Source organism: Flavobacterium macrobrachii (genome assembly GCF_014486675.1).
Taxonomy (GTDB): Bacteria; Bacteroidota; Bacteroidia; order Flavobacteriales; family Flavobacteriaceae; genus Flavobacterium; species Flavobacterium macrobrachii.
In genome coordinates this window covers 1-15,251 of sequence record NZ_JACTAC010000037.1, presented here as the reverse complement: position 1 = coordinate 15,251, position 15,251 = coordinate 1, and the positions used below count along the sequence as shown (strand labels likewise).

Here is a 15,251-nt window from a genome sequence, read left to right as displayed (position 1 = left end):
TATATTATTTAGAATAACCTGAACCCGTTGCATTCATCTCTGTAGTACCAGTATAAATCCTTCTTGGAGTGTTCAAATAATTTACTTGTGGTTTGTTTCCAACAGCAGTTGGCCAATAATTAGTCCAGCTGTTAGAACCACCAAAGTTACCACGATCATTTCTGCTTAAGTCAATATCAGCAAAATCATCTTCTGGGCTTCCAGTATTTGCAGCTAATCCATTTACAGTATAAGTTGTAGTATTTAATGTAATTGAGGCAGTATTGTTGTTGCCTGAATTAGTAATAGTTGGCATTGAAACCGAATAATTAGATACGTTGTAATACACATAACAGCTTACGCCACTTGCAGTTACTGGATAGTAACTACCAAAAGTTGGTCCTATATAATAAAAGACATTGTTTAATATTGAAATAAGACCAGTAAATCCTGTAGGTGAGCTTACTTGAATACTGTTATTTGCAGCATTCGAAGTATTAGTAGAGGAAATAACGTTATTAATAATTTCATTTGTACTATTATTTTTCACGGCACTAATCGTTACATAACCAGTTGCAGCAAAATTATTCAATATCCTAAAATTGTAATTCTTTTGATTCAAATTAATTGCAGTACCGGTTACTGAAAAGGCATTAGCAATTATTTCGATATCATCAGTAGAAGGATTTGTATCAATTGTTGGCGTGTTGATGGTAATAGATGTTAGCTTATTTCCAGTAACCCTTCCATGAGACATTGCTATTGCTGCACCAGTACATCCAGACATATTTAAAGTGGTATTGGCTACACCAGCATTTACAGCGGCAGTTGTAGAATTTAATATATTAAGTGTGGTTCTTCCTCCAGTGGTATCTGCTGAAACGGATATAGTATTAGTTCCTGATATTTGTAAATTATGAATTGTTACTACTCTTCCTGCAGCTGGTGTTACTGTTATTGTTCCTTGCAAAATATATTTTGAGAAATTGATTTCAGAAACAAATGATAATGATTTGTCAATTGTTAAATTCTCAATGAAAGGAAGACTTCCTGCTTTTGGACGTATAATAATCCTGTCGCCATCATTAGCTGCTGTTATAGCGGCACTAATTGTTGAGTAAGAACCACCAGCGCCTAAATCTCTAACATATAAATCGGCTGCTGATGCGATTGAGGTAAATAAACTTGCAATTGCAATAAAAAATAATTGTTTTTTCATAAAGTGTTTTTAATTGATTTTAGTTAAAGTTTTAATTGATAATTAATTTTTTGGATTGGAAATAAATACTAATAAGAACGTCATTTTATTTAGAATTTAAAAGAGTGGTTTAAAAGCATGCTGATAATTTGACAACAATAGTACATATAGTAGTTGAGTTATTTTTGATGAATGTAGGAACGTTGCGTTTTGGAATAAAAACGTTTGAGTTTTGTTGATTAACGTTTATATCGAATTTAAAAATTGAACTTGATTTTTGAACTTGATATTGAATTTGATTTTTGAATTTGATTTTTGAATTTGATTTTTGAACTCGATTAAATTCTTTCCAAAACTATGAGATATGAAGTGTTAGACCAATTAGTTCATTGGACTATTTATAAAAAATCTATTCAAAGAATGAGTTTATTATATTGGTTTTTAATTGTTTAATTGGTATTTTCCAATTTTTCAATATAATAATTAGGAGAAATACCCGTTTGCTTTTTAAAAACACGAACAAATGTTTTGGCATCTTTATAACCTACTTCTTCTGCAATGGCTTGCAAGGTATATTTACGAAAATAGGGAACATCATTGAGTTTTTGCAATACATATTGAACTCGTAATTCTTGGGTATATTCCGAAAAGGTTTTTTGTATTACCTGATTAAAATATTGCGACAAATAAGCAGTATTCGTGTTTACTTTTTTTGCTACATAAGCTAACTTGAAATTGGGTTCTAGAAAGGCTTCTTTTTGTTCTAACTTTTTTAAACCGATAGCAATTTTTTCAATAAGTTCCTCATCAATGAGTTGTTTTGGAAGTTCTTCGGTGCTATTTGAATGTAGATTGTGCGTATCAATAGTTTTTGTTTCTTTGAGATTTTCGATAATTTTTAAAAAGCGGATTTGCTTTTCCTTTTGAAGTTTGTAATAATAATAAAAACCAATACTAACGATTAGTAGTAGGATGGAGATGCCAAAAAGTGACCTTTTGAAGTAATTTTTGGAAGCAATAATTTGGTTAGATTCTTTTTTTATGATTGAAAGATCATAATTGTGAAGAAAACTTAAAGATTTACTTTTTATCCCTTCTATGGATTGAATTAATTCTAAACTTTTTTTAGCGTAGCGATAGGCGTTTTTTGTGTCTTTTTTATCATTATAACATTGGGTCATAATATTGTATGCCATCAATAAATTTTCTTTTGAAACCTTCGTTGTTTGATAGTTTTCAATGTATTTCTTGCAATAGAAAATGGCTGAATCGGATTGTTTTAAATGATAGAAACAATCTGCCATTCCTAAATCAAATAACTGTTGTGTTCTTACATTGTCTTTAACAACAGGATAATTTTTTCCCTGTCTGTATAATGACAATGATTTATTGTAATTTTCTTCTAACGCTGCACTTTTTGCTAACCGCATTCGCAACAATGCTTTGGTATAATCAGGATAAAAATTATCCTTTAGCATCAGTGTTGCCGCAGCATTGAAATAGTAGTTTGCAGAATCTATAAAAACTGATTTTTTTGATTGTAAGTAATAGGCTTGATACGCATCTCCAATACTATTGTATTTATCAGCAAACAATTTGTTGTTCATTATTTTTTTTTCACCTACACCTAGTTTTAAGTGTGGAGTTGTTTGCAATTCTTTCTTTAACAAAGCAATTCCACTTACATAATCGCCCATGGCTATTTTTATGGCACCATAGTGTTCGTTAAAACGATTATCGGGTAAGCTAGTTTTATATTTATCCAGATAAAACAATGCTCTGTCGTATTCGCCTAAATTTTTATGGATATAGAAAAGTTTGTTGACGCAAATTCCCAGTAAATCTTGATAGGCTTTACTTGATTTAGGAAGGTTACTTTTTTCAATAGTATCAATAAGATTTAGGAGCAGTTTTTTTGAATAAATCAACTCTGACTTGTTGTAATAGTAATTGGCTATATAGTAGTTACCATGAAAACTTAGCAACTCGTTATTTGATTTACTAATTTCCAAAGCTTCTTGGTAGGCTATATCTGGATTTGAAATTAGTTTTTCTTGAATGCTTCGTGTTTGTTTTATTTCTTGGTAATTCAACTCTTGAGCAGTCGTAAAAGAAAAAGATACTAATAATAGAACAGTAAAAATAAGTTTGGCCATTTTGAGTATCAAGTAGTTTTTTTTTGAATTAAATACAAATTATAGAATAGTACCAATAGTCTATCGTGCCAAAATTATTCAAAAAATCGAGATGTATAGTATAAATAGTGAATTTGAATTAATGTGAATAGACTAATATATAATCGCTTCTCGATACAATTTTACTCCATTGCATTGCGTAAAATCACTCGAAGTGACGTGTTGAGGATGATTTTCCTTTTACTACCATCGTCAGTTCGAGTGATTTTATAAATTAAAAATGCTAGTTTTTAATTTGTAAAATAGTATCGAGAACACTTAGAAGGATATTTGTTAATCGCTTCTCGATACAATTTTACTCCATTGCATTGCGTAAAACCACTCTAAGTGGCGTATTCTGGACGATTTCACTTTTATTACATACGTCAATTCGAGTGATTTTTTATTTTAAAAACGCTAGTATTTGAAATAGAAAATTATATCGAGAACGCTTAGAAGGATATTTGTTAATCGCTTCTCGATACAATTTTACTCCATTGCATTGCGTAAAATCACTCGAAGTGACGTACTGAGGACGATTTCACTTTTACTACATACGTCAGTTCGAGTGATTTTCTATTTTAAAAACGCTAGTTTTTGAAATAGAAAATTATATCGAGAACCTTTAGAAGGAAATTTGTTTTTTATTCATCAAACTTAGGTAAAGAAGGTTTTAATTTAGATCAAATGTCTCACTTTAATTTTCTTATATTTTTTTCCTAATCCCATTAAAATGGCATCGTTGTTTTTGATGATGAGTTCTCCTTTTTGAAGGCCTGCAATGGCTTGTTTTATTTCTACTAATTCACTTCCCGATACTCCATACATATCTTTTAGTACGCCATCATTGATGGATTGTTGTTTCATTATTAATGGATATTGGGCGTTTGCATAGAAATCAAAGAATTTACTTTTATATGCATCCATGTTTTGGGTTGCAAGTATGATACTCATGCCTTTATTACGACCTACAGCTATTAAATCGCGAAGTGGTTTGTTATCAAAACCTAACATGTAATGTGCTTCATCAATGATAGTGAAGTGACGCAGCTCTACCTTTTCTTTATCATTTGCTTGTACCGGGAGGTTTTCATAAATAGCATTTAGTTTAGATACTATGAAATATACTATAGCTTTACCAATTGGACCGTCGTTTGGAAACTTATCCATTTTTACTATGAAACTATTTTTAATTAAATCAATACGATCTTCGTTTGAAAACAAATTAGAACGTTCTAATTGACTCAATACCGCTTTTACACTGTCGGTTTTATCTCTGTCTCTTTCGGGTTGTAGTTCTGTGTAGCTTTCGATTATTTGAGTAAAGTTGATAGGTTTCCCTTTGGTATCTTTATATGTATTTATAATTGCTGATGACAATCTTTCACTCATATTAGCACTAATAGTTGCTCTGTCTATTGATAACAAAGCATTGGCTAATTCAGTTGAGTATAAGTTGATTTCATTTTGTGTTTTGCCTACGAAATTTTTGAAAGGTGTAAAAGGTAAAGGTTCTATCATTGGGTCTAAAATAGCCGAACGGTCTACTTCAAAATGACGTAACCAATCGTTATTTGCCAGGTCGGAAAACTCGCCTTTGTAGTCAAAGAATAGGAAGTTTACCGGATAATTACTTTCTACGGATAATGAACGCATTTCGTTCATTAATACCGCTAATAAATTTGATTTTCCAGAACCTGTAGTACCTGCCACCAAAATTTGTGTATTGGTTACATTCTTACTATTCATATCTAAATAGGCATTGATGTCGCCATCATAACTACCTATATTTAAATTTAAAAAAGGGATTTGGCCTGCTTTTATAGATGCTGTAGTACTTATTTTTAACCAATTGTGTAAAGTATCATTTTTCATTAAAATGTCAAAACCTCTAAATATTTCTGCATTTACCACTTTACTTTTTGAGATATTATCTTCCCAATTGATATCTAAATCATGGTACCTTAACTTGATTAATGATGCTAGTATTCCGTTTAAATTGTGAACTGTAAATAGCGTTGGGTGAATACTATTTGAAGACATTTGCATATTTAAATCGTCTTTTGTTCTTTTTTCTGTGTCGGACAAACCTGCAATTAAACACATACGCATCAATTTAGCATTACCTTTTGGGGTCACGTTTTTATGATTGTCTGTATAATGTTTTAAATTGATATATTTTTCTAAACGTTCACGCAAATCATTCATTTTTGAATTTAGTGCTTCCGCTTGTCTTAAACCTGTTTCTATTGCTGCCATAACTTCCTAGTATTAATTTGGGAAATATCCTTCAACTACTTCTGTTAATTGATTTTCTTTATCGCGAACTAATGTGATTTTTTTTGAAATAAAATTTTCAATTTTTTCTAAATCTATATGCTTTCTTATTTCGCTATCTGTACTTAACAAAATGGTTTGATGTGATAACTTAGGGAAATAATTTTCTAGAAGAGAAGCTCTACTACTTTCATCTAAATATCCCATTACAGTATCAATCATTACAGGTGGATTATAGTCTCCAAAATAATGTAAAGATTTTAAAAGTACCTGGATAATAATTTGTTTTGATGCTGCATTTAATTCCTCCAAATAGATTTCGTTACCTGCTTTGTGGTAAATTTTGAATGAAAGATTACTTAAATCTTCCGACAGCTCAACACGATCAATTTGATTTTCATAAGCCACTAATGTTGTATTTAAGTCATTTTTCATGGCTTCTTCAATGCGTGTCTTTTTGTTAATCAATAGTGCGTTTGATACTTTTGTAAATAATGGACCTAATTTTTTAAGCAATTCTAATTTTGGATTAGGAACTTCTTCATCTGATAAGTCGAATTTTTTGATTTTAGCATCTAGTTTTTCAATATCAGATTTGTAGTTTTTGATGGTTTCTTTAAACTCTTTTATTTTGAGTTCATTTACCTCGAAGCTTTGAATAATTTCATCGCCGCCGCCAACATCACTTTTTCTTAAATCTAACAACTGAATTTTTAAATTTGGTAAAGTAGCTAGTTCTTTTTCCAAACTTTCTTTTTGCTGTTCTATAATGTTAAATTGATTGATGCTAGACCAACCCAGTAATTGTTCCAAATTAGTTACATCATTTTTATCGATAAAATCATAATCGGTTTTGGTATTGTCTTGATTTGATTTTTTTATGATGTATTCTTTAAGTAATCCTTTTTGTTCGTTTGTTAGTTCTGATTCTATTAAATTGTTTTCTTTTAAGAATGCTATTACTTTTTCTGAAATTTTAGTAATATGCTCTGGTTCAATAAAATCATTGTTATTTTTTTGACTTTTTTCAGCTAAAATTAACTCGATTTCGTTCTGAATGATGGAAATGAGTTTAGGTATAAATACCTGAATTTCTATATCATTTAAGAATCTTTCCGATTGTTCTATAAATAATGTTTCTCTGTTGAGAATGTCTTCTATTTTTCTTTCTACTAGTTGTATTTGTTCTTTGATATTTGCTTGTAGATTTTTACCTTCTTTAGCACTTTCATAGAACTCCTTTTGACTTAATGAATAGCTTAACGCACGTTCGTAATGCGTGTTGGTTGCTACTATTAATTCTTCAATTTTCTTCTTTTCTTCTAATAGATTTTTGTATTGATTACGTTCTTCTTCAATTTCAATACCTTGTGCAATGTAGTCTTGTGTTAAAATATTAGTTGCATTGCCTAATTGAATGTATTTATTGAACCCCATTACGTTTTCAATATTTTCTTTGATGACTCTGTTCAGGTATTCGTCTTTTAATAAATTACCTGCTTCCATAGCATCAAACAAGAAATATTTACTCAATTCTTGTGGTAGATTGGCTTTAATGATTTTATTTACTTCGGCTTCTTTTTTTACTCTTTCTGCATGAGGCGTTGCTGTACCATATTGAAACACATCGCCATTAAGATTTAGTGTTACTGCTTCAACTGGGCTGTTTTGCGCATTGATGGTATATAAACGCTTGATGATGTATTTGTAATCATTATGAAGCACTTTACCCGTGAAGTGAATTTCAAGTTCGATTTTATTAGAACTATTTCCTTCATTTTTTGCTCTTTCTCCAGCGTTTTGTAATTTGTTGAAGTGTTCAAAGTCTTTCACTTTTAAACCGTAAAGGGCATAGTAAATGGCTTGAAACAAGGTGGTTTTACCACCACCATTTTCACCACCAATTAAAATAATAGGCTGCTCTTCGTTTACCGTCAAGTCTAAATCGAGCTCGCGATAGGTTTTAAAGTTTTTGGCAATAATTCTGGTAATTAGCATAATCCTTATATTTTGTTTAACGCCTTTTCGATGATTTTTTCAATCTTTTTACTGTCAATATCTTCGTTATTGATTTTTAGATTGTGGAATTCTTTTAATATATTTTCTTGTAACCATTCAAAATCTAAGCCTTGTTCTTCTGTTAGATTTTGAATGATATTCATATCTTCTTTACGGATTCCGTAGTGAATGAATGCTGTATCTAAACCTTTGTTTATCATAAACTTATATTTTTAACTTTAGATTCTTGTTAGCTTTTTACTGTTTTTTTAACATGAACTTTTGAACGTGTTAACTTTTTTCGTTTTTTTTAACATGAGTTTCTAAACCCCATAACAATTTAAATTACAGTGATTAGTATATAAATGTTATTCTTATGCGTTAACAGGGTCAAATCTATCCCAACCGTTCGTATCTTTTGTATTGGTGATTTTGTTTTTGCAATACCACCAAGTTGTTGTTCCATTATTATCTTTAGGAATTAAGATTCCTCCAATTGTTTTATGGCCTTTTTCATTTCTTTCTGCAATAAAATCTATTAGTGCATTGTGTTTTAAATGGGCATTGGCTGGGTCGCTACCTGCTGTTTTGGTATCGAATAAACAAGTAATCCCCGTTTTACTTAGTATCACAAAATCAACATAAAACAAACTTTGTTTGCCTAGATAATCCTCATAAGGTACAGCAAAGTGCTCTTTTGCTTTTTCTCCATTTTTATACCACCAATGTAGATTTTCTTTTTGTTCTTCTAAATATGCAGCAAATCTTACTTCAGGAGAAGAAGCTCTTTTGTATTCATAAAAAGGTTCTAATGCATGTTTTTCTACATTCTCTTTTTCATCATATAATTCATTGTAGATTCTTTCTACAGGAACTTCCCATTTGTAATTTTGAATATCTTTTGTGGCTTTGTTTGCTTTTTCTTCTTGCATTTCTTGATAACGCTCCTTTGCTTTTTCAATTAACTCGATGAAAATAGGTTGGTTATCGTTAAACAACATTATTTTAATAGCATCATACTCGATGATACCAAAATAATCTTCAAAGAAATATTTCATAGCTCCTTCTAAAACAGGAGTACTATCGACCGCTGCATAAGGAGCCGTTAATGAACGACAAAAATCTCTAAACAAACGCGCTAATTCACTAGGCGTTTTGGCAAAACGAGCTGTTTCTGTAACTAATTGTGTTTCTACTTCACCAGTTAGTAATACATTTTCAGGAATTACAATTTCTATGGTATTGATATCCGTATTGATGAATCGCTTTTTTAGTAATTGCTTATTGGTTTCGAAAAAATGGTCTGAACCTATTTCTCTTTTTACTTCCCAATTTAATTCTGCAATTTCATACAAAGCAGTTCTAAATTTTGCCCCTAAACGATTTCTAACAATACGAGTATTGATGTAAGTAGAATCTAAATTTACAGGCAAGTAGTTTTCTATTCTACGAGCCTTGTTCATGGTGATATAACTCATATCATCTTGAACTATTTCTATTTGATTTTTACTTAAATTGGTAAATACATATCCTTGATTTAATAATGGATTAGGATAATGCTTTTGTTCTGGCATACGCAAAATCCTACCTACCGTTTGAATTGTGAATGTGGTACTTTTTAATTCTCTAAAAATTAGAAGAACTCCTGCACGAGGACAATCCCAACCTAAAGCTATGGCTTGTTTGAATAATAATACTTCCACCATATTGTCTGGTTTTTCAATATCGGCTACATTGTCTTTTCTGCCTGATAACCAAACGGCAAGTTTGTTATTATTGACCGTAATATTGTATTTTACTTCAAGGTTTTGCAATACTACATCAATGTATTTTTCATCATCGGCTGTGTTATTATCACTTGTATCGTTTGGTAACTGGATTAATAATAAAGGATTGATTTTTACACCTAAGTTTTCATAGGCTTGGCGTAATTCTTCTCTTTTTGCTAACGCTTGCTCTAATAAAATTTCTTCTAATGAACGCCCTTGTTGTTGTATAGTATCTAAAGCTGGATTTAAAATAATTCCTTCTTTAATCATTTCTTCTGCAATAACGTCTTGACGCTCTACTAAAGTTCTGTAATCACTACTAGTCGTAGGTGTTGCCGATACTCTAATTTCTACTTTTGGATATATTTTTTGTAATACTTCATTGGCACGTTTTGCTGTTTTTGTATTCGCAAACATGTGTTCTTCGTCTATAATGACAATGATTTCTGTATCGTTTAATTTGGCTTTATTAATGAAACTATAAAGATTTTTATTGGTTTCATTTTCTTTAATCATCGTGTTTTTCTCTTTATTGATGCTTTCCCAATTTACAAACAACACTTCGTTTGGTAGTAATTCATCGTTAGAAACATCTTCAAAGAAAATAGGTTTTATGGAACGCATTTCAGCAAAAAAGCCTTTCATAGCGTTGTAACTTTGAATGTACAATTTGTTAGGTGCTATCCAAATAAAAGCTGCTTTGCGTTTTTCTAATTCATAACGTTCTGGTAATTCTTCACAAAACTTGTTAAGTAATGACGCCATCATTACAGTTTTACCTGAACCTGTGGGCGCTTTGAAAATTAAATTTTGTCTTGCACCTGGTCTTTTTAATAATTTATATAGGTTTTTCGTAAGGTCGTTTACGGCTTCTTCTTGGTAATTTTTTAAATGTATCATAAATTATTTACTTCCAAAATTGTTCTTGGTTCCAGTTCTTTGGAAAACCCATTTCTTTTTCTTGTGCCAAAGGGCAATTACTCATTAATGCTACTAAATTTGCTTTAAAGTTATGATTTGGACTAATATTGTTTAGTATATACATAATATTACAAAGTATAGCATAGGTTTTATTTGTGTAAAAAGTTTTGTTTTCTACATACAGCTGTACCGTTTTTTTGGGAATGGTTATTTCTGGTAACCTACGGTTCCAAACCCTACCATGATGGGCACATGTATTTCTTAAAATACTGAAACAAAACATCCAGTTGCATAACACATCTACATCTTTTAAACCATAATAAGTAGCCACACTATTTTTAGTAGCATCTTTTTTTAAATTCTTAAATAGTTTGGAAAGTAATCCCATACTGCTAACCTCCAGACTCATCCAACTTGGCGGACTTGTAGGTTTTGTATATTTATTTTTGTAATGTTTTATAAACGTTTCATTACTACGGTCTATTTCTTTTTCTAAACTGGCTATATGTTCAGCAAAGTAAACCGTGTTGTTATACAATTCAGGTTTTAAATGCCAATGACTTCCATGAACCAAAGCATATTGATAGATAATTTGTGTTCTGAAGGATACCTCAATTTTTTCGATAGCATTAAAAATCAACAAGCGTAATTGCCTATCAAAAACGTATAAATGGATGATATCATCAAATGATATTTTTCTGTTAAAGGGTTGATTTTCTTTATCGTTATCTTGAAATGGATAGGTGTAGGCACGTAAACGATAATAACTGATGTTAGACAAATAGTGTGATGCTTTTTCTGGATTAGCAATCTCAAGCCCTCTGGCTTGTAATTTTTCTATTTGTTCGGTAATGGTGATGGGTGCTTTTTTATACTGCATGGCTTGTAGGATTTAAGGATACAGTATAAAAATCGAAAACCTGCCAAAGTGTGCATCGTAGAGAGGCATGGCAGGTATTATTACCGGCAAAAGTACAACTATTTTTTATGTATTTATAATATAAATTCATTTTTTTAAGAATTTAACATTTTAATGGGCGTCTTGATTGAACAAATTTTCTTCTTCGCCTACTGCATCTTCCTCTAACACAGGAACAACTTCTCGTTTCTTTTTTGGTAAAACGTTTTGATATGCTTTGTAAATAGCATCTGGTAAGGCACAAAGGGTAATTAATGGCAAAACCTCTTCAAAGTCTTCCGTGAAAGGATATTGCCCATGGCTAAACACATACACTTTTACAGGGTTGTCGTTTGTTTTTTGAGTATGCAACGCTTCAATGATTTCGAAACTATCTTCAATACGCACTTCATCATAGATCACAATAAATTGAGCAGTTTTACTAGTAAAAGCTTTGAACCATTTTTCTTTTGAAGGAAACGCTGTATAACAATCTTCTTTGATACATAATAGTTCTGTAGCTAAATAAGTTAATTCGCGTTTGTTTTTCAACGAGGTTTCACGACTCACAAACTCGCTTTTATAATAACGTAGATTGTTATTTTTTAAACCCTCTACAGCAACTCCTTTGGCATTGGTATACCCTTGAATAACGCGTTTGTTACGCTCATAAGTAACTTCTTCACAAATATTATTTTCGTTGTTTGTTACCAATATACATTGACGACTACCACCATCTTCATGATTAAGAGACATAGTTGCGTGAAGTGTGGTTCCTGAACCTGCGAAGAAGTCGAGGATAATTTTATTATCAAATTTATTTGTTGATAACTCTAATATTCTTTTAATTAAACCTGTAGGTTTTGGAAAAATAAAAGCAGCATTAGTACCAAAAATTTCTTCTATTTCCTTTGCAGCTTCATCATTTGAAGCAACATCTTCCCACCATGTATTGGCAATTTGACCTTGTAATTCAGATAAAAATATTTTAATACGAGGCATACCATCACCACCACGAGGAATTACAAGTCGATTTTCAGTAACATATTTTGCAAAAGTTTCTTCAGAGCAACTCCATTTAGCAGTAATTTGTCTACCATTTGGCATAGTCAAAGTGTGTTCTCTGTTTGAAGAATTTTTTGGTCTGGCTAAAGGACCTGTTTGATACAATCCTCTTGGATCATTATCAGGATTACTAAAACCCTTTTTTATAAAATCATCCGAATATTCTAATTTATTTAATGAAAAGTAATTTATGTTTTTTGAAATTATAAGTAAATATTCATGTACTGGAGCTATATTTTTTGCCAAATTAGCTTGCGTTTTTCTTCTTCTTCTAACACAATTAGCTATAAAATTATTCTCTGAAAATATTTCATCACAAAGTAATTTTAATTGTGCTTGCTCATTATCATCTATAGAAATAAATATAACACCACTTTCATTCAACAATCGTTTAGCAATTTTTAACCTTCTGCTCATAAAACTCAACCAAGTAGAATGTCTAAAAGGATTTTCTTTATCTATGTATTCATCTTTGAAGGTATCATTATATCTAAAATCTTTATTCCCAGTATTATATGGTGGGTCTATATAGATTACATCTATTTTACCTTCATGCGTAAAAGTGAGTGCAGTTAAGGCGTGTAAGTTATCGCCCTCAATCAAAATATGGTTAGGGTAATCCTCACCATTGATAATTGCTTTGTCTTTAACTTCCTTTAAAACAGGAAGATTTTCTCGAAGTTGTTCCTCAACATCTTCGGGTTTGTCTTCCCAAACTAAACCATATTTTTTTTTGGTGTTTACTAAATTGATGAGATAGGCACGTTCGTCTTGCGAAATGCCATCGAGTTGTTTTATTTTTGAGATAAGGTCTTGTTTGTTCATAAATTAGTATAAAAGTAAGCGTTTTCAAACCTACCAAAAATAAACTATTTTGACAATTTATCTCTACGTAGTTTTACTGATTTTTCACCAAACTTAAAATAAACAAATCAAACTGTTTTACGGATTTCCGTAATGATAGTTTTTTTTGTGTAAGCTAAACACCTTTTTGAATAGGAGAGAAGCTTTTTGTTCATTCTAATGCGCCAAATGTAAACCATACAATAATATCAAAACAGGGGGTTTTCCCCCTTTTTTCAAAAAAAAACAAAAAACATTGTCATTCCCGCGCAGGTGGGAACCCAAATCCGTCTAACCAGTTCTCTATGAGCAACTATCCCAAGCAAAGCGTCTTTTTTTCAAATCCAAAAACTATGTTACCTATGTGGCTAAAAAAATATTTTTGTCATTCCCGCTTAAGCAACAATCCAAATCTCAAATCCACAAATCCGCCAAATCCGTTAAATCCGTGGCAAAAAAAAAACAACATCAACCAACCAAATAAACCAAATCCACAAATCCACAAATCCGCATAATTTGTGCTAATTCGTGCAATTTGTGGCAAAAAAATTTCCCTTTCTCATTCCCGCGCATTGTCATTCCAGCGAAGGCGGGAACCTAAAAAAAAAACGCCTCCCAAAAAAGAGAGACGTTTCAAAAAAACAACCCAACAACCCTAGCTAATCTTAATCAAGTTCAAAACATTGAAAGAACCATTGTTCAACATATACTGCGAACCATTCACCTCTTGAAAAAACTCAATCAAAAGAAGATGCATTCCAGTACCTGCTAAAGTAGGGACACCGGCAGGAATAAGCTCAGGCGTAACAGTATTGTTTTCCAAAGCAAAAACATCCTCAGGACTTAAAGAAAGCTCAAAAGCACCAGTGGCAAAATCAATCTTTAAAAACCCCGCTTGCAAACTAAAGTGAGTAGCACCTTCAGGACTTCTCATTTGTTCCAACGGATTGTATTCCGCAATACTAATCGTTCCAGTAGCATCATCCACAGTAACAATCGAATTCAAAATACTTCCCAGCGAAGCTTTAACATTAAAATCAAATCCTTCCAAAAGCGCAACGGCAGTACTACTAGACAGTCCATCTGCTACATTACGAGAACCACGAGCACTAACAGTGTCCATGTTTTTGACTTGCGCCAATACCTTCACGAGCCTACTAGTCAGCTTACTGTCTTTCGCTCTAAACACCATCGGACCTAATGCAGTCCTTAACAATTTCCCCGAACCGGTAATACTACCAAACTCCATTCCGTTCTCTCGGGTACGAGCAAACGCAGGATCGTTCAAAATTCGGTTTCTACTAACACCACCTCGGGTGCGCACAAGGTAACCATCCGTTCCCTTGTAGAAGGTAAGATCTTCCATCGTACCTTCCATTTTAATCAAGCTTCTAACTTTTGCCATCTTAAAAAAAATTAATAATTAATAATGACGCAAAGTTATCGAGCAAGCTGCCCAGCCCTTGTCAATTCTGCCATATCCAACCAAAGTTGCTAAAAAAAGACCATAGTGGCTATAAATCTCCAAAAAAGACATAAAACAACCATAATTGCCGAAATATCCCTTTAAAAACCTGATATACAAAAAGGTATAAAAAAAGAATACCCATGCTAAATTATTATCATAAATACCCTTAGTGTATCAGGAGTGTATGACCAGTGTATTAATAATGTATGCCGAGTGTATGCTAGAAGTATAGATAAGGTATAGATAAGGTATTGAAGAAGTATCGTTGAAGCATAAACAAGCCATAAAAAATAACCTAAAAAAATAAGAAAACAATCCTCAACCCGTCACTTCGAGTGATTTTCACTACTTCAAACGCCAGTTTGGAGTAATGAAAATAGTATCGAGAAGCCTAAGTAGAACCATCATCCTCAATTCGTCACTTCGAGTGATTTTTAGAATAGCAAACGCCAGTTTGTTATTTTAAAAATAGTATCGAGAAGCCTCAAAACCACATTCGTCCTTACCACGTCACTTCGAGTGATTTTCATTATTGCAAACCTTTGTGCATGTTGCACAACTCAAATATACAAAACCTTGCAAATAAATTTGATTTTTTTTAAATTTACTCATGCAAGGAAAAAAGACTTTTACACCACAGTTATTTGTATCGGTAAATTTA

General features: G+C 31.8%; 9 protein-coding genes. All 9 read right to left on the bottom strand.

The features are described 5' to 3' along the window. Positions 1-4: 4 nt before the first annotated feature. The gene (locus IAI56_RS09365) at positions 5-1,198 is read right to left on the bottom strand and encodes an autotransporter outer membrane beta-barrel domain-containing protein (RefSeq protein ID WP_187657619.1); all 1,194 of its coding nucleotides are present in this window, start codon (positions 1,196-1,198) and stop codon (positions 5-7) included. Between the two features lie 428 nt (positions 1,199-1,626). Then, positions 1,627-3,333 (bottom strand): helix-turn-helix domain-containing protein, encoded by a 1,707-nt coding sequence (locus tag IAI56_RS09360; RefSeq protein ID WP_187657618.1) that lies wholly within the window; start codon positions 3,331-3,333, stop codon positions 1,627-1,629. Between the two features lie 696 nt (positions 3,334-4,029). Beyond that, a complete protein-coding gene (locus IAI56_RS09355; protein WP_187657617.1) occupies positions 4,030-5,610 on the bottom strand; it encodes an ATP-binding protein in 1,581 nt (526 codons plus the stop codon). Between the two features lie 12 nt (positions 5,611-5,622). Next, positions 5,623-7,626, bottom strand: coding sequence for an AAA family ATPase (locus IAI56_RS09350; protein ID WP_187657616.1), 2,004 nt, complete (start codon positions 7,624-7,626; stop codon positions 5,623-5,625). Between the two features lie 5 nt (positions 7,627-7,631). After that, positions 7,632-7,847: a DNA modification system-associated small protein gene (locus IAI56_RS09345; protein ID WP_187657615.1), complete on the bottom strand. Its 216-nt coding sequence runs from the start codon at positions 7,845-7,847 to the stop codon at positions 7,632-7,634. Between the two features lie 153 nt (positions 7,848-8,000). Further along, complete coding sequence (locus IAI56_RS09340; protein ID WP_187657614.1) at positions 8,001-10,295, bottom strand: DEAD/DEAH box helicase; 2,295 nt, start codon at positions 10,293-10,295, stop codon at positions 8,001-8,003. 7 nt (positions 10,296-10,302) lie between these two features. Beyond that, entirely contained in the window at positions 10,303-11,196 is an 894-nt protein-coding gene (locus IAI56_RS09335) for an Abi family protein (RefSeq protein ID WP_187657613.1), read from the bottom strand. Positions 11,197-11,346: 150 nt separating this feature from the next. Then, entirely contained in the window at positions 11,347-13,104 is a 1,758-nt protein-coding gene (locus IAI56_RS09330; protein ID WP_187657612.1) for a site-specific DNA-methyltransferase, read from the bottom strand. 673 nt (positions 13,105-13,777) lie between these two features. Next, a complete protein-coding gene (locus tag IAI56_RS09325) occupies positions 13,778-14,410 on the bottom strand; it encodes a hypothetical protein (RefSeq protein WP_187657611.1) in 633 nt (210 codons plus the stop codon). Positions 14,411-15,251 lie beyond the last annotated feature (841 nt).